This is a genomic window from Flavobacterium zepuense (genome assembly GCF_007097145.1).
Taxonomy (GTDB): Bacteria; Bacteroidota; Bacteroidia; order Flavobacteriales; family Flavobacteriaceae; genus Flavobacterium; species Flavobacterium zepuense.
The window spans coordinates 205,127-221,999 of the sequence record NZ_VJVZ01000010.1 but is presented as its reverse complement, the minus strand read 5'-3'; the positions used below and the strand labels follow the sequence as shown (position 1 = coordinate 221,999).

The window sequence follows — 16,873 nt, the reverse complement described above, 5'->3', positions numbered from 1 at the left end:
GGGATATATCCCAAAGTTGGCTAATTGGATAGTTATCTATTCCATAGTAGAATATTATTCAATCACCTCTTAGTGATCTTCAAATTATAAATCCCTCACTTCTGTCAACTTAAACAGGCTGTTAAATCATCTTTGATTTTTAAATATTGATTACAAAACTTCATTATGAAGCATTTTACGCAGAAATTCTAAAATTTTTGTTAAAAATGACAGTAAATTCCTAATACATAGTAGGTTATGTTTTCGTTTTATATTTTATTATTCTTAAATATTAACTTAATTATTTGAGTTTAATGTATTAAAAAATCAAAATTTATTAATTTTTTCGATAAAAAGATAAATTTTAACATTATTCAAATATTAACAACTACTTCTTAAAGTTTAGTTAAGCATCTGATATTTAGTCAATTGTATGTTTTAAGAAATATTTAATATGTAGATATTACAAAAACCATCGACGAATTACAAGTCTAACTACTTATAAATCAACTATTTATATGTTTTTTTTTTATAATATTGCAGTGTAGATGATGATGAAAACTCAATATTGAGTGAATGTTATATCATAACAAAAACTAAGTTTTTTAAATGACAAGGAAAATTACAAGCAGTATGAAAAAAATTAAATTAGCTACATTGATTTTGTTATTCTTTACAGCATTTGTAAATGCTCAGGTAACAAACTTTAACCTGTCGGTTACTAAGACAGATGAAACCTGTTTAGGTAATGGCTCATTAACTTTTACGGTATCTAATACCACCCCGGGAGCATCTATGCTTTATAAGGTGTATAAGTTGCCTAATACGACCAGCTCTGTGGCTGTTTTAACCACACCATACCTTGGTAGCTTAGGATCGGGCACTTATAAAGTTGTTGCATTACAATCTTTAGGGAGCCAGCTTGGTACAAAAGAACAAACTGTAACCATAGCAAGTGCAATCGTGCCTCTTGTGTTTACGCTGTCTTCAGAAAATCAAAACTGTGCTACAGGTGGCAGTATCCTGGTAGAAACTACATCGGGTACTTTTGCCTCGTGCGAAATTATTGCAGGTCCCGTTTTAAGGCCTATGCAAACATCTAATATATTTGAAGCGCTACCAGCAGGTACCTATAAAGTAAGGGTGTTTAATAACTGTGGTGTAGGTAAAGTTAAAACCTACACACTATCTTTAATAAATGCAGTACTTAATATATCAGATGCTACTTACCCTGATGCTACAAATCCGCTTTGCGATTCTTTTACGGTAAATAATACCATTACACCATCTGCCGGGACTATAAGCTATCCGCTAACGGTGAAGCATACGCTATCGGCTCTTGACATAAGTGGTAACGAAATAGTTATAGATCAATATTTTGCTGAAGGTGATCCAAATTCGTTAACGGTATCTGCAGTGCTGCCTCGTTATCAAACACAGTCTTATACTTATGAACTTAAAGTTACCGATGGCTGTTCTGCGGTATATGCAAATAGTTTTGTGGTAGATCCTGCTGTAATACTATCTCTTGCTCCGGCAACTGCACCATGTGCAAATAAATACTTAAAACTTAATGTTTCAAGATATGTGGGTTCTTATACGGTTAACTTTATAAGTGTACCTGCAGGCTTTAACCCTGCAGCGTTTAATAACACCCCTGCAGGCCCCTTCACAGCATCTACTGTAAGTTATGGCAGTACAACCAACCCGGTTCCTTTTGGTACTTATGTTGTAGAGATTACAGATTCTTGCGGAAGGACTGATACCGAAACCCTGCTTATAGAATTTGTTAAGCCTGTACCATCTGCAAGTGCAACTAACAATGGGTGTTTTTCCTTATTTGGAAGGATAAACCTATCTGTACCAGATACTAAAATTGTTAATGCAATTATAACTGCCGCTCCGGCTGCTTATACACAAACACAGGCACTGCCACAAGATGTATCATCTATAATAAACACTCAGGGAGAACTTAATCTCTTAAATATGCCTATAGGTGCCTATACAATTACTTTTACAGATGATTGTGGCTTTACTTACTCAAAAAATATAACAGTTCCGCCTTTTGTAGAAAAAGACTTTTTCCTTGTAACACTGCCGGCATGCGACCCTGGTTTTGGTACAGTTAGATATCAAAGTGGTAACGGAGATCTTACAAATGTTCAAATTACAGCTGCGCCTACTGCCTTTGCACAATCTTTACCATATGATGTATCGGCCAATATTATAGCAAACGGTGATTTTTATATGAGCAACCTGCCGGAAGGTACATACACATTTACTGCTACAGATATTTGTGGTATTGTTAAAGAAAAAACTATTGACGTATTAGGATATACCCCGGCTACAGACAATTTTGTGTACAATGCAAGTTGTGGTAGCTTCTCTATTAAAGTTACAGATAGTAGTAATGGTACCGAAGGTGCTACATACTGGATGCAAAAATATTATCCTGAGAGCAATGCCTGGGGCAATATGTACAACGGCACATTATATACAGAGGGTGAAGTACCGGTAACTGCAAATAGTTTTAAACTTATAAACTACGTAGTTAGAAACAATCTTAACCTTACGGGAAAATTCAGGATACTTAAGAAATTTGAAACATTTAGCAACGCTTCTTCAGCTAATACAATTTGTTTAAGTGTGTTGGGCGAGTTTACGTATACTGATCAGTTTAGCATAAATACAGCCTACTCACTTGCATGTGTTGGTAAACCAAATGATGTATTCCTTGATGTTACAGGACAGGTTACCGCTTATAAGATCATTGAGAAAAATGGCGCCCCTTTTTCTTTTGATAACGGCACAAGCAACATATTTGTAGACCTTGCACCGGCAGAATATGTTTTCCAGATAGAAGACGATTGTGGTAATATTGTTACTCAGGGCTTTAATGTACAAACGCTGCCGTCTATTGCCGATGCTACACAGCCGGAAGACCTTGTGCTTTGTATAGAAGCCAACAACGGTGGTAACTACCAGTTTAACTTAAAAGATCAGGATGATGATATCCTTGGGCCTTTAAACAGCAACAGTGTAATGTATACAATTACCTACCACGCTACTTTTGAAGATGCCGACCTGGGTGTTAACGCAATACCTGCTTTACACATGAGCACAGGTAACGGCGAAGAAATATTTGCAAGGCTTGTTCATAACGAAATTTCTTTATGCCACGGTGTAACATCATTTAAGTTATTTATTGGCCAGTACAGGGAGGCAACTATTGCTACAGTAGGTACCATATGTAACGAAGGCAGGATACTGTTAAAAGCTAATGCAGGTTTTAGCAGCTACTTATGGTCTAACGGTGCAACTACACAAAACATTTATGTTACAGAGCCCGGAATATACAGCCTGATTGCAGAAAACGGTTATGGCACTACAAGCTGTGACAGCTATGCTGAAGTTGAGATAAAAGGATCTGAAACTCCTGAAATTAAAAAGATAGATACTCAGGACTGGACTCAGGATGAAAATATGATCACTATTTATGCTACCGGCGAAGGTGCAGAAATGTTATACTCTCTTGATGGTGTTAACTACCAGCATGAAAATGTATTTACAGGCCTTGAGGCAGGTGTGTATACTGTGTATGTTAAAGATGCCCACGGTTGCGGGCAGGATACTAAAGAAATTGTTTTGTTAAATTATCCAAATTATTTTACCCCTAATGGAGACGGCGCTCATGACACCTGGAACATACGATATGCTGCCAAGGAACCCCACATGAAAGTTGTTATTATGGATAGGTATGGTAAAATCATAACCGCGTTCGGCTCAGCCTCTAAAGGTTGGGACGGTACTCTTAACGGCATCCAACTACCTTCAACAGATTACTGGTTTGTGGTTACGAGAGAAGATGGTAAAGAATATAGAGGCCACTTTGCCATGCTGCGATAATTTGCTTTTGATTTAACTTATTTAGAGAATCCCCTCCTTACTAGAGGGGATTTTTTATTACTATACGTTTCTTTATAATTATAAAGAAATGTTAATTGCGGATTTTCCGTAACGGTAGAATTTGCTTACAAAAATGTAAGATGGTATATTTGGTAGGAAACTAACAAAACTACATCCAACTATTAATTACTAATTTTCAGGAAAGCACAAAACAACTCCCCGCCGTGTGTATAGCCGGGCCTTGTAGTAAGTAATGGTATTATAAAGACTTGTTTATGGGGATTGTTTGTACAGAAAAACGTTAATAGAGTTAGTTTTCTTTAAAATCCCCATAGTGGGATTTTTTTTATGTATTAATGTCAAGGTCTTTTATGTAGTCTTCATACTCATAAAAAAAACGTTCAAAGGCATCCATATTAAGGCTAAAAAACCTAAATATCATGGCCCAGCTGGCACGGTTGTAAAGGCTTATGCCGTTTAGTTCTACCCATATACGGCTCACGGCTTTACCTGTCTCAAGGTAATAGTCTTTTTCAAACACGGCTTCGGGTAAAAAATCTTCAAGCAATATGCCTTTAAGGGACTCTATTTTTTCATAGTAAATTTTGCGTTTCTCGTCATCTTTAGGCTCAATTTCCAGCATAACCTGGGCCTTTTTATTATCTACATAAAATTTAAAGGTAACATCTTTTATTTTGGTGTCATACAACAGCCATTTTCTCGGATACATTTCGGCGAAGGCTGTCCAAAACTCCTTTTTCATTAGTTGTGCTTCTGCTTTACTAAACATTGTTTTTTACTTTTTTACAGCGGGTTTTTAAAGTATCTTTAGCATTATAGATTTTAATGTTGAAAGATGCTTTTTTCCGAATTTACAAAATTAATCCCAAAAATACTAAATCAGCAGCTGCCTGCGGTTAATGCGCACATAAAAATGGCACCTATCGAACGGCAGCAAACGCTGGGTGTAGAAGATTACTCTAAGTACAACCCCAGGAAATCGGCTGTTATGATGCTGTTTTACCCTAAAAATAACAATACTCACCTTATACTCATAAAACGCAATACCTATCCCGGCATCCATTCGGCGCAAATATCATTTCCCGGAGGTAAGGCAGAAGTTACCGATAAAGATCTTGCCGATACTGCCCTGCGCGAAACCTTTGAGGAAATAGGGGTTGAGCCAATAAATATTGATATTGTAATGCCTTTTACTGATATTTACATACCGCCCAGCAATTTTGTGGTAGCACCGTTTTTAGGGCTGTCCCTATCCGTGCCTGAATTTAAACCCAACCCTGATGAAGTTGCCCAGCTTATAGAGCTGCCGCTGGATGTTTTTTTGGATGACTCTATAGTTGTAAGTGTACCCATGCAAACATCGTATATTAAAAATAATATTATGGTGCCGGCTTTTAAAGTAGAGGAGCATATTGTTTGGGGGGCAACCGCAATGATTTTAAGCGAGCTTAAAGAAACTATAAAAACTGCACTTAAATAATATGCATTTTGTAAATTTGCTGTTTATTTTGTATTAATTATGGGTTTATTTAAAAGAAATCCCTTTGGCCATATACTTTTTTTAAAACGATGGCTCATCCGTGTTTTTGGGGCACTTACGCACCGCCGGTACCGTGGTTTTAACAGCTTAAAGATAGATGGGTCGGAAATTATAAGGGCGTTACCGCAAACTAACGTACTTTTTATATCCAACCATCAAACCTATTTTGCCGATGTGGTTGCCATGTTTCATGTATTTAATGCCAGCCTTAAGGGTAGGGAAGATAATATAAACAACATAGGCTACCTGTGGAACCCTAAACTTAATATTTATTATGTGGCGGCTAAGGAAACTATGAAGGAGGGCCTGCTGCCGCGTATACTATCATACGCAGGGGCTATAACAGTAGAGCGCACCTGGCGTGCAAAAGGGCAGGATGTAAAGCGCGACGTTAACCCTAACGATACCGAGAATATTAGGATAGCGCTGGAAGATGGATGGGTTATAACATTCCCACAGGGTACTACAAAGCCGTTTAAGCCCATCAGGAAGGGTACAGCCCACATTATAAAGCAGCATAAGCCACTGGTAGTACCAATAGTAATAGATGGCTTTCGCCGGTCTTTTGATAAAAAAGGCCTCAGGCTTAAAAAGAAGGGTATACTGCAATCTTTTATTGTAAAAGAACCCTTAGCTATAGATTACGATAACGAGAGCATAGAACAGATTATAGAGAAGATAGAGTATGCTATAGAGCAGCATCCATCATTCTTAAAAGTTATACCTACAGAAGTATTAGATGCACAGGAAGAGCTTAACAAGCAACGCCAGTGGAACTACTAAAAACAAAAAAGAGGCAAGCGCCTCTTTTTTGTTTTTAGTTATTTAACAGCCTCTACAGTATATCCCTGTTTGCGAAGTAGTGTAATAACACCACTATCTCCCGGAAGGTGCCCTGCACCAACGGCAAATAAGGTAGGCTTTTCTTTAGCTATTTTTTCTATCCTGGGTATCCAGTTTTTGTTACGGTTATTTATAAAGGCATCCATGTGGTTAGCAAATAAAGGGTTGCCATCTTTCTTCATAAATTCTAATATGCCATTAATATCTTTGCTTTTATACAGCAACATAAGCTGCTGAGTTTCTGCTTTAGCATAATTCATATTGTCGTAAGCTGTTTTAATCAAATCGGTCATCTGCTCGGTGTAAGGTACATTATCAAACAGGGTAAGCTGCTCTTTAACGGTTTCCAACCCATACACTTCTTCTTTTTGCATCTGGGTATATTTTAGTAGCTCCATTTCAAACGACTGTGGCTCGCAATCTATCATTTTTGGAATAAGCAGTGTGCTTATAACCATAGGCTTTACAGTTTTTAACGACCCTGATGGCGCACCCAATGTGGTAGTTAAAAACTCGTCAAGCACTTTATAATCTTCGGTGCTGGCGAGGGAATTTAAAGTAACCCCATTTTTCATGTTCATACCGGCTAAAATTTCAGATGATATTTTAGGGTCATCCATATCCAGCTCAAGATACAGCTGCTTTGTGTTTTCTAAAGCGGTTTGCACACCGGCATCAAGAGTGGCATCGCATGATATATGCATAGTGCCAAAAAGATAGGATGGTTTACTTAAGCCATTGCCGCTAATTTTCCATAAAAGGCTGTTGTCTAATTTTTGGGCAGTGGCACTAAATGCAGCAAAAAGGCCAAAAGCGGTTATGAATAGTTTTTTCATAGCTAAAAATCTATTTTTTTAAGTTCATCATAGTTTCTGTTAAGGCGTTTTAGCAGGAAACCGTATAGTAACCTGTAAAACAGCCATACAAGAACGATAAAGATAGCAATGCAAATAACAAGAAATACAAAAATGGTAAGATAAAATGTTATTTTTTCTCCATTAGCCTCTGATTTTTGTATCGCGTTAATCAGGTCGGGATCGGTATTAAACAGGACAAATACTAAAACAACAAAACTTACAATTATAAAGGCAAGGTTTGTATATATGTAATTACTAACAGCTTTACGGGTATTTAAAATATTAGCCATTAGTGTTTTTACATTATCTGTAGCCGATATTTTTTTATAACGCATGTAAAACACATACACAAAGTACAGGATTATGCCGTAGCCTATAACCGTCATGGGTATCATTATATAATCTATATTTAGATTATGTAGTGGCTGTGCGCCGGTATTATCGTTAAGTAAAAGGGTAAGCCCTACCTGGAATACAAACTCCAGGATGCTTATAATGAGTATCCATCTTACAATAGAGGAAGATTTTTTATGCAGCATCCCATAGATCTCTTTCTCAGAAATCTGCGGAAATCTGGGCTCGTTTTGCTTCCAGTGATTTTTTAATTTATCTAATTCGTCCATTGTTCTCCTCCTGTTACGGATTTAATATTTTTTTAAGCTTGCTTTTAATCCTGTTCATTTTTACGCGGGCGTTAACCTCGCTAATTCCAAGGGTTTGGGCAATTTCGGTATAATCTTTATCTTCCAGGTACATAAAAACCAACGCTTTTTCAATGTCGTTAAGCTGCTGTACGGCCTGGTATAGTAATTTAATATGTTCTTCTTCTTCGTAGTTGTATTCGTCCTGGTTAAAGCGGTGTATTTTACTATCAAACTCAATAGTGCTTATGGTGCGTGTCTTTTTCCTGTAAAGAGTAATAGCGGTGTTAAGGGCAACACGGTAGGCCCATGTAGTAAACTTGGCCTCGCCCCTAAATTGCGGAAAGGCTTTCCAGAGTTGTATGGTAATTTCCTGGAACAGGTCTTTGTGGGCATCTTCATTGTTAGTGTAGAGCCTGCAAATTTTGTGTATCAGGTTTTGATTTTCCTGAAGCTGTTGTACAAAAGACCTTTCAATAGATGAACTCATAGAGCATTGGTATATAAAACCTGCAAAATGTTACAGTGACTATTACAATTGTTTTGTTTTGTAATAATTAATAAGCAGGCCGGTAAACTTACTGTAACCTTCCATTCCGTCTTTTTGCTGGTTAATTTTTAAGTAGTTATCATACACGTACTCAAAAATATCTTCTATAAACGATTCATATTTTTTATTGAAATCTTCGCTCTCCTTAAAATTTTCACGCACACCTTTTTTAATCAGCGGCACAAGGCTTTTGGCCTTTGCTTCATCTAATTTTGCGATGTTGCGCATACAGTATTTTAACGCAAACGAGTATGCTGAGTACTGAAAATAGAGATCATTACTCCTAACCGAAGCCATATATCCAATAAAGTTAGCCTCGCTTTCGCTGGCGTAGCCTAATTGATGTGCCATTTCGTGGCAGGCAGTAGTGGGCAGGTTGTATTTAGGCAGTTCGCTGTTAACCTGTGCCTCATTAGTAAATGGGTTAAGGTAACCGCCAAACCCCATGTATGAAAGCGGCACACTTATAAGCGACGATTTAATGCTCTCGTGTTTATATGTAAAATCAGGGAATTCTGTTGCCAGGTTAGTATATCCGTTAAGGGTATGGTCATAAATTTCTCTAACCGAATAGGGACCAATTACTTTAAGGCTGTCGTTTTTTTGCAGTTTGCCGTGCATTGCGTTGGTTTTATCTATGAGTTTTAGGGTAAAAGCAACCAATTCTTCCTGCGTATAATCTTTCTCAATATTCATTTTTTTATGAAGCGGCACACGGTGGTAATTTAGCGCCCATAAAAAATTGAACAAAAAATACACAACAGAGAAACCTGCCAGCACCCTTATTATATTGTGTTTGTATTCGCGTCGCCAGGTTTTTCGGCGTTGCCATAACCAGCGTAGTGCCATAAAAATTACAATGCCGTAAATAATATCGCCTATAGAAAAGCTTATCCACCCTAAAATTACACGCCACGCTCCCGATAGGTAAGGGTAAAGTCCGTTACTGTAATAATTTTCTATAAACTCAGGAAAAAAAGAAAGTACGTTTACCAGTATTATTTGTACAAGCAGGAATAGGGCGAGCAGTTTCTTTTTCTTCATTTGGGTTAAATAAAATGGGCAAGTAAATATAAGTAGTATTTTTGTATTGCATAGACACAAATGCCTAATGAAAAAGATTGATGCACCCAAGAAGGTTATTTTTGTTTGCGATGGTAAAAAGTGCGGGCGCTACAGTGATGATATCCGCAATGAGTTTAAGTCGGCTATAAAAGAAAACGGACTTAAAAAAGAGGTTACTGTAGTGCGTATGGATTGCACCGATAATTGCAAATCTGCGCCGGTTATAATCATTCAGCCTAAAAATATATGGCTGGGCGAGGTAGATGAAAAGAACGTTAGGGGGATTTTTAAAGAGTATTTTTTGTAATTCAAATTGATTATCTTTGTATACCTATATTTTGTAAAGATGGAATATATAACTGACAGGATTACGATAGATGAGAAACTTTGCAACGGGAAACCTACCATTCGCGGCAAACGTATTACTGTGCAAACTATTCTTGAATTCTTAAGTGCAGGGGAAACGAAAGAAGAGATTCTGAATCAATATCCTTCATTAGTAATAGAAGATATTGATGCATGCTTAAAATTCGCATCTGACTTAATGAGTAGAAACTTTACGATTAAAACTGTCGCTTAACATGGCCGACTTTTTAATAGATGTTAATCTTCCATATTATTTTTCCTTGTGGAATTCTGATAGTTTTATCCATCAAAAAGATATAAATGATGAATGGACAGACGAACAGATTTGGAAATATGCTCAGGAAAATAATTTAACGATCCTTACTAAGGATAGCGATTTTTCCAATAAAATTTTATTGCGTCAACCTCCTCCCAAAATTATCCATATAAGGTTTGGAAACATGAAAATGAAGGATTTTTATGATACCATATCAAAATTATGGAGCGATGTATTAATCTTGAATAAAAACAACAAATTAGTAAACGTTTTTAAAGACAGGATAGAAGCTTTTGAATAAACAAACACTAAATACATAACATTTACATGAGCCAGGAAATAAGAAACCTGGAGCCAAAAGCGCTCTGGAATAAATTTGCCGACTTGAATGCGGTACCACGTCCTTCTAAAAAAGAAGAAAGGGTAATTGCCTTTATTAAAAGTTTTGGCGAAAAATTAAACCTTGAAACTATTGTAGACGAGGTGGGCAACGTTATCATTAAAAAACCTGCCACACCGGGATTGGAAAACCGTAAAACAGTAGTGCTGCAAAGCCACCTTGATATGGTGCACCAAAAAAACGGCGACACTGTTTTTGATTTTGATACCCAAGGTATAGAAATGTATGTAGATGGCGACTGGGTACGTGCTAAAGGTACTACACTTGGCGCTGATAACGGCCTTGGTGTTGCTACCATTATGGCTATTTTAGAAAGCACCGAGATTAAACACCCTGCTATTGAGGCGCTGTTTACTATTGATGAAGAAACCGGAATGACCGGCGCTATGGGCCTTAAAGGCGGAATCCTTAAGGGCGACATCCTTTTAAATTTAGATACTGAGGAGGATGACGAGATTGGTATTGGCTGTGCCGGTGGTATTGATGTTACCGCAGAACGTGGCTATACCGAGGAAGAAACTCCAGAAAATTCTGCGGCCTATACAATTACCGTTAAAGGATTAAATGGTGGTCACAGCGGTATGGATATCCATAAAGGTTTGGGTAACGCTAACAAGATAATGAACCGTTTATTATTTGACGGCTTCGAAAATTTCGGGCTTCAGATAGTGGAGATCAACGGCGGTAGCTTGCGTAATGCTATTCCGCGTGAAAGTGTTGCAACAGTTATTATTTCAGAAATTTTTGATGAGGCTTTTGTGTTTGATATGCAACAGGTTGTTCGCGAAATTAAAACCGAGCTTAAAACCATGGAGCCTAACCTGGAAATTGTTTTTGAAAAGCTTGATGCTGTTCCTGCAAAGGTTATGGATCTTGGTGTTCAGGAAGGACTTATACGTGCCATATATGCTGCACACAATGGTGTTTACCGCATGAGTGCCGATATTGCTAATCTGGTTGAAACCTCTAACAACATTGCCCGTGTTATTGTAAAAGAGGGTAAAATATACATTGGCTGCCTTACGCGTTCATCGGTAGAAAGCTCTAAGATAGACCTTGCTGATGCACTGCGCGCTACGTTTGAGCTTATTGGCTGCGAGGTTACACAAAGTGGCTCGTACCCGGGGTGGACTCCTAATGTAGATTCGGCTATTTTAGTAGTACTTAAAGATATTTACGAAAAACAAAACGGCGAAAAGCCTAACGTTGCTGCCTGCCATGCCGGCCTTGAGTGCGGTATATTGGGCACTAATTATCCTGATATGGATATGATATCATTTGGGCCTACCATTAAAGGCGCTCACAGCCCCGATGAAAGGGCAAGTATATCATCTGCCCAAAAATACTGGAAATTTGTATTGGAAATACTGGAGAATATACCAGTTAAGTAAGTTTACAGTCGTAGTTGGCAGATGGAAGTCATAAAGAAATTAACCTGTTTAGAAATAAGCAGGTTTTTTTATCGGGCTTGGTATAAATAAAAACAGGCTGCACTTATAATTAGGGCAGCCTGTTTTTATTATAACGCTGTATGGTTATAATTAACTTTCAAACGTAACGTGTTCTGCGCCGTGTACATATATCTGGCGAATTGTTTCTGTAAGTTCTAAAGTCTGCGTGTCATTTGTTGTGGTACTCATATATCTTTAATTGTTTGGTTTAGTAATTATTTAGAACGGAACATCATCATCATCCGGGCCTACACTGTTCATGTTGCTGCCAAAAGCGTCGTTAGCGCTTGGTAAATTTTTGGTTAAAAAGGCTGCCGCACTGTCGTTCATGCTGCTTGGCAGTTCGTCAAACGGAGAGCCAAAATCGTCCAGGTTGTCAAATTTACCCAGGTTGCCAATAAACTTAAGCCTAATGTTTTCCAGTCCACCGTTACGGTGCTTGGCAACAATAAACTCGGCCTGGCCCTGTGTAGGCGACTGCTCTTCATCATCCCACTCTTCAATCTTATAGTATTCAGGACGGTAGATGAACGATACGATATCCGCATCCTGCTCGATCGCTCCTGATTCCCTCAAATCCGATAGTAGCGGGCGCTTGCTCGATCCACGGGTCTCTACAGCACGCGATAGCTGAGATAGTGCAATTACCGGCACGGCAAGCTCTTTTGCAAGGGCTTTTAAGTTTCGGGAAATGGTAGAGATTTCCTGCTCACGGTTACCGCCGCCTTTACCGCTTCCGCCGGCCGTCATTAGCTGAAGGTAATCGACAATGATCATCTTGATACCAAATTGCGACGAAAGCCTACGCGCTTTCGCCCTAAGGTCGAAAATAGACAGGGAAGGGGTGTCATCTATGTAAAGTGGCGCTTTTTCAAGGTCTTTTACCTTGATACTCAGCTGTTCCCACTCGTGTTTTTCTAATTTACCGGTACGCAGTTTTTCTGACGATAACCCGGTTTCGCTGGATATCAAACGGGTAATTAACTGTACCGATGACATCTCCAGGGAGAACAGCGCCACGGCATGGCCAAAATCTATAGCAATATTACGTGCCATAGAAAGTACAAATGCCGTTTTACCCATACCCGGCCTTGCAGCTATAATGATAAGGTCGCTTGGCTGCCAACCCGATGTAAGCTTGTCCAGGTCGTGAAAACCGGTGGCAATACCACTTAAACCTTCTTTACCGGCAATTTCTTCAATACGCTTTTTAGCCTGTATTACAAGGCTTTGTGCAGTTTCTGAACTTCGTTTTATGTTACCCTGCGTAACTTCATACAGTTTCGATTCGGCTTTATCAAGCAGGTCAAAAACATCGGTAGTCTCATCATACGATTCCTCGATAATTTCGCTTGATATCTTGATAAGGCTGCGTTGGATGAACTTTTGCAGGATAATGCGCGAGTGAAACTCTATGTGTGCAGACGATGATATCTTTTGCGTAAGCTGTATTAAGTAAAAATCGCCCCCTGCCAGTTCCAGCTTTGCGCTCTTTTTAAGCTGTGCTGATACTGTTAACAAGTCAATAGGCTGCGTATCGTTAAAAAGCTGTACAATGGCCTCAAAAATGTGTTTGTGGGCATCTTTATAAAAGGCATCCGGCTGAAGGATATCAATAACTTCATCAACCCCCTTTTTATCAATCATCATGGCGCCCAATACGGCCTCCTCAAGGTCAAGCGCCTGCGGCGGCAGCTTGCCCTTTTCTAAACTGATAATGGTAGTCTTATCTATCCGCGTAGCGGCGTTAGTATTCCTGAAATTATTTTCCATAGTGCTAATGTACTTAAATTGGCGGGCGCAACGTTAAGCAATTGTTAAGAAGGGGTTGTTTATAACCTGTTTATAACTAAGCTTTTGTTGTTGATAACCCAAAAAAAATCCGAAGCTATAAGGCTTCGGATAAAATTTGCAGCTAATGGCGTTTATTCTTTAAATTCGCCCATTTTGCTGTACTTATCCATCCTTTTTGCAACAAGTTCCTGTGTTGATAAGTCTTTTAAGTCATTATAACCTTTAAGTATATATTCCTGTACGTTTTTAAAGGTAGTTTCCCTATCGTAGTGGGCACCTCCAAGCGGTTCAGGTATAATATCGTCTATCAGTTTTTGTTTTTTCATATCAAACGACGTTAGCTTTAAAGCCTCAGCCGCCTGTTCTTTGTATTCCCAGCTCCTCCATAAAATAGAAGAACATGATTCCGGCGAAATTACAGAGTACCATGTGTTTTCCAGCATGTATACTTTGTCTCCCACACCTATGCCTAATGCACCACCCGATGCGCCTTCTCCTACTATTATTGTAATAATAGGCACTTTAAGCAAACACATTTCAAAAATGTTACGGGCAATGGCCTCTCCCTGTCCGCGTTCTTCGGCTTCAAGTCCCGGGTACGCACCAGGGGTATCTACCAAGGTTACAACAGGTATGCCAAACTTCTCGGCCATCTTCATTAATCGCAGCGCTTTGCGGTAACCCTCGGGGTTTGCCATACCAAAGTTACGGTACTGCCTTGTTTTGGTATTAAAACCTTTTTGCTGGCCAATAATCATAAAGCTTTGTCCGCCTATTTTGCCCAGCCCGCCTATCATGGCTTTATCATCTTTAAACCCACGGTCGCCAAAAAGCTCCAGGAACGTATCGCCGGTAAGGGCTTTTACATGATCGATAGTATACGGGCGGCTTGGGTGCCTTGAAAGCTGAACCCTTTGCCATGCCGTTAGGTTTTTATATATTTTTTTCTTGGTCTCCTCCAGTTTTTTCTCAATCTGTTTGCATGTATTAGATACATCCACATCTGATTCCTGGCCTATGATCGTACATTTATCTAACTGTTCTTCAAGTTCCTTTATAGGAAGTTCAAAATCTAAATATTCCATAGTATAGGCAGATTTTTATAGTTTGTGTGAAGATGCAAAGATAAAACTTTTTAATTGAGTATGCCAAAGCCCGTGGGCATTTACTTTGCGGCTTGGGGGCGGTTCTTTATTATACCGTTGAGTATCACGGTTATTAGTATAATCGCAGCACCTATATAAAAGGTATAGCCCATTTTCTCGTTGTCTTTAAATACTATTAATGCAAGAATTATCCCATAAACAGGCTCTAAATTTATGGTAAGCATCATGGTGTAAGGGGTTATAAATTTCATAACCTTTACGGCTGCAATTTGGGCATAGGCCGTACAAAACGAGCCTAATATAAAGAGCCAGAGCCAGTCGTCGCCCGAAAGGCTAAAGAAAGCAGGGGTAAACTCACCCGTAAATAATAAGTAAAGCGAAAAGAAAAAGATGCCGCCTAAAAGTTCGTACAACGATATGGTTACCGGGTTGTGTTCTTTGGCAAATTTTGCATTGATGATGGCAAATAAAGCCGATAATGATGCTGATATCAAGGCAATTACAATGCCCCAAACCAAATGCGTGGTGCCCGAAGGCGTATTGTGTACCACCGATGCCATGTTGCTGAATGAAAACGGGCCTGTAGCCATGGCATCTAAAACGGCAACAAAAAATTCGCCATATATAATGATGCTTAACGCTGCTATTACAACAAGGGCGAGTAATAACTCATACCACACAACTTTTTTGCCATAAAAAACAGTTTCCAATAGCGAGGCAAAAAATGCCCCGGTAGACATGCATGCCAATGTAATTGAGATGTTAGAGACCTTTATGGCCATAAAAAACGTAAACCAGTGTACCGCTATTATTAACCCGGCAATTATAAACTGCAACAGTGTTTTACCCGATACTTTTAATGGCGTTTTTACAATTAGTGCATATACAAGCATTAAGGCTACGCCAATACACATCCTGAACCACACCAAGGGCATGGCGCTAAGGGTTATAAGCTTGCCCAGCACTGCTGTAAAACCCCAGATAAAAACGATGAAATGGAGGTGGAAGTAATTTTTTAATTTATCGCCTTGCATTCCGCAGGAGGTATATGGCAAGGAAGCCAAAGGTTATGTTAGGTATCCAAACGGCAATTAGTGGCGAGAACGTTGATTTCTCGGCCATGGTGCCAAATACCTTATCAAAAAATATGTAAACAAATGCTAATGATATACCCAGCGCAAGGTTAATACCCATACCGCCACGGCGTTTCATGCTCGATACCGCCACGGCAATAATGGTAAGGATAAAAGCCGATGTTGGAATACTGTATTTTTTATATTTAACTACAAGATAGGCGTTTATGTTAGCCGACCCGCGTGCCTGTTCTTTTTCTATAAAGCGGTTAAGCTGGCCAAGTGTCATGGTTTCTGCCGCATAAATAGTTGGTGTAAGATCGTCTGGCTTAAAGTTGAACTTGAACTTTTTTGTAGGTGCCGATTCCAGTATATCGCCATCGGCTCCCACAGTACGTTTATTGTAAGCACTAAGAGTATAGGTACTGTCGGCATCATTCCATTTTATAGAACCTGCCGTAATCTTGTACACCAGCTTATTATCTTTAAAGCTCTCCAGATTAAAGTTATATCCGGTTTTATTCGTGTAACTAAAACTACTTACATAAATATATTCGTTATCGCTAATTTGCTTGTAAACATCACTGCTTTGGCGGGTTTCGGCGTTATTTTTAAGATATTGATATCTAAAATCGTTAAAGCCTTTACTGGCCTTAGGCACAAAGAAAAAACCCATTAATAGTGCAAGTATCGAAATAAAAGTTGCACCAACAATATACGGCCTTAAAAATCTTTCAAATGAAATACCTGAACCTAAAATGGCAATGATCTCGGTGTTATTAGCCAGCTTGGATGTAAACCAAATAACGGATAGAAACAGGAAAATAGGGAAAAGCAGGTTAGCGAAATAAATGGTAAAGTGGCCGTAATAAGCCGCAACTTCCAGGAAAGGCACTTTTTTAGCCAGTATCTTATTAATTTTTTCAGATACGTCTATAACTATCCCTATCGGGATAAACATAATGAGCATTACAAAAAAAGTGGCCAGGTAGCGCTTAAGTATGTACCAGTCTATTATCTTCACG

The 16,873-nt window shown here is 38.8% G+C and carries 16 protein-coding genes; 7 read left to right on the top strand and 9 right to left on the bottom strand.

All coding sequences use genetic code 11. From position 1 onward, the window contains the following. Positions 1 to 612 precede the first annotated feature (612 nt). Complete coding sequence (locus tag FMM05_RS15720; protein ID WP_185965606.1) at positions 613 to 3,885, top strand: T9SS type B sorting domain-containing protein; 3,273 nt, start codon at positions 613 to 615, stop codon at positions 3,883 to 3,885. Between the two features lie 346 nt (positions 3,886 to 4,231). On the opposite strand, the gene FMM05_RS15715 is transcribed toward FMM05_RS15720, so the two are convergent. Further along, on the bottom strand, positions 4,232 to 4,675 hold the full coding sequence (locus FMM05_RS15715; protein ID WP_143374349.1) for a DUF4268 domain-containing protein: 444 nt from the start codon (positions 4,673 to 4,675) through the stop codon (positions 4,232 to 4,234). A 144-nt stretch (positions 4,676 to 4,819) separates the two neighbouring features. Here FMM05_RS15715 and FMM05_RS15710 point away from each other — a divergent pair, with 144 nt between their 5' ends. Both FMM05_RS15710 and FMM05_RS15705 read left to right on the top strand, forming a co-directional pair. Continuing rightward, positions 4,820 to 5,386, top strand: coding sequence for an NUDIX hydrolase (locus FMM05_RS15710; protein ID WP_317129576.1), 567 nt, complete (start codon positions 4,820 to 4,822; stop codon positions 5,384 to 5,386). Between the two features lie 39 nt (positions 5,387 to 5,425). After that, positions 5,426 to 6,229, top strand: a complete 804-nt coding sequence (locus FMM05_RS15705; RefSeq protein ID WP_143374347.1) for a lysophospholipid acyltransferase family protein — start codon at positions 5,426 to 5,428, stop codon at positions 6,227 to 6,229. A 38-nt stretch (positions 6,230 to 6,267) separates the two neighbouring features. On the opposite strand, the gene FMM05_RS15700 is transcribed toward FMM05_RS15705, so the two are convergent. Genes FMM05_RS15700 through FMM05_RS15685 form a run of 4 tightly spaced genes read right to left on the bottom strand, consistent with a single transcriptional unit; the run spans position 6,268 to position 9,381 of the window. Continuing rightward, positions 6,268 to 7,125 (bottom strand): TraB/GumN family protein, encoded by an 858-nt coding sequence (locus FMM05_RS15700; protein ID WP_143374346.1) that lies wholly within the window; start codon positions 7,123 to 7,125, stop codon positions 6,268 to 6,270. 2 nt (positions 7,126 to 7,127) lie between these two features. Continuing rightward, positions 7,128 to 7,769, bottom strand: coding sequence for a hypothetical protein (locus FMM05_RS15695; RefSeq protein WP_143374345.1), 642 nt, complete (start codon positions 7,767 to 7,769; stop codon positions 7,128 to 7,130). Positions 7,770 to 7,782: 13 nt separating this feature from the next. Next, on the bottom strand, positions 7,783 to 8,277 hold the full coding sequence (locus FMM05_RS15690) for an RNA polymerase sigma factor (protein WP_143374344.1): 495 nt from the start codon (positions 8,275 to 8,277) through the stop codon (positions 7,783 to 7,785). 42 nt (positions 8,278 to 8,319) lie between these two features. Then, positions 8,320 to 9,381, bottom strand: coding sequence for a DUF3810 domain-containing protein (locus FMM05_RS15685; RefSeq protein WP_143374343.1), 1,062 nt, complete (start codon positions 9,379 to 9,381; stop codon positions 8,320 to 8,322). Between the two features lie 67 nt (positions 9,382 to 9,448). On the opposite strand from FMM05_RS15685, the gene FMM05_RS15680 reads away from it, so the two are divergent. Genes FMM05_RS15680 through FMM05_RS15665 form a run of 4 tightly spaced genes read left to right on the top strand, consistent with a single transcriptional unit; the run spans position 9,449 to position 11,815 of the window. After that, positions 9,449 to 9,709, top strand: coding sequence for a (2Fe-2S) ferredoxin domain-containing protein (locus FMM05_RS15680; RefSeq protein ID WP_143374342.1), 261 nt, complete (start codon positions 9,449 to 9,451; stop codon positions 9,707 to 9,709). Between the two features lie 39 nt (positions 9,710 to 9,748). Continuing rightward, positions 9,749 to 9,982, top strand: a complete 234-nt coding sequence (locus FMM05_RS15675; RefSeq protein WP_143374341.1) for a DUF433 domain-containing protein — start codon at positions 9,749 to 9,751, stop codon at positions 9,980 to 9,982. 1 nt (position 9,983) lies between these two features. Further along, positions 9,984 to 10,325: a DUF5615 family PIN-like protein gene (locus FMM05_RS15670; RefSeq protein WP_143374340.1), complete on the top strand. Its 342-nt coding sequence runs from the start codon at positions 9,984 to 9,986 to the stop codon at positions 10,323 to 10,325. Positions 10,326 to 10,351: 26 nt separating this feature from the next. After that, positions 10,352 to 11,815: an aminoacyl-histidine dipeptidase gene (locus FMM05_RS15665; RefSeq protein ID WP_143374339.1), complete on the top strand. Its 1,464-nt coding sequence runs from the start codon at positions 10,352 to 10,354 to the stop codon at positions 11,813 to 11,815. 279 nt (positions 11,816 to 12,094) lie between these two features. Here FMM05_RS15665 and dnaB read toward each other — a convergent pair whose 3' ends face one another. The 4 genes from dnaB to FMM05_RS15645 all read right to left on the bottom strand — a co-directional run bounded on the left by dnaB (position 12,095) and on the right by FMM05_RS15645 (position 16,872). Next, a complete protein-coding gene (gene dnaB, locus FMM05_RS15660; RefSeq protein WP_143374338.1) occupies positions 12,095 to 13,648 on the bottom strand; it encodes a replicative DNA helicase in 1,554 nt (517 codons plus the stop codon). Positions 13,649 to 13,800: 152 nt separating this feature from the next. After that, a complete protein-coding gene (locus FMM05_RS15655; RefSeq protein ID WP_143374337.1) occupies positions 13,801 to 14,754 on the bottom strand; it encodes an acetyl-CoA carboxylase carboxyltransferase subunit alpha in 954 nt (317 codons plus the stop codon). Between the two features lie 80 nt (positions 14,755 to 14,834). Beyond that, the gene (locus FMM05_RS15650) at positions 14,835 to 15,809 is read right to left on the bottom strand and encodes a DMT family transporter (protein ID WP_143374336.1); all 975 of its coding nucleotides are present in this window, start codon (positions 15,807 to 15,809) and stop codon (positions 14,835 to 14,837) included. After that, positions 15,796 to 16,872: an LptF/LptG family permease gene (locus FMM05_RS15645; protein ID WP_143374335.1), complete on the bottom strand. Its 1,077-nt coding sequence runs from the start codon at positions 16,870 to 16,872 to the stop codon at positions 15,796 to 15,798. Before FMM05_RS15645 ends, FMM05_RS15650 begins: the two co-directional genes overlap by 14 nt. Position 16,873: the final 1 nt, after the last annotated feature.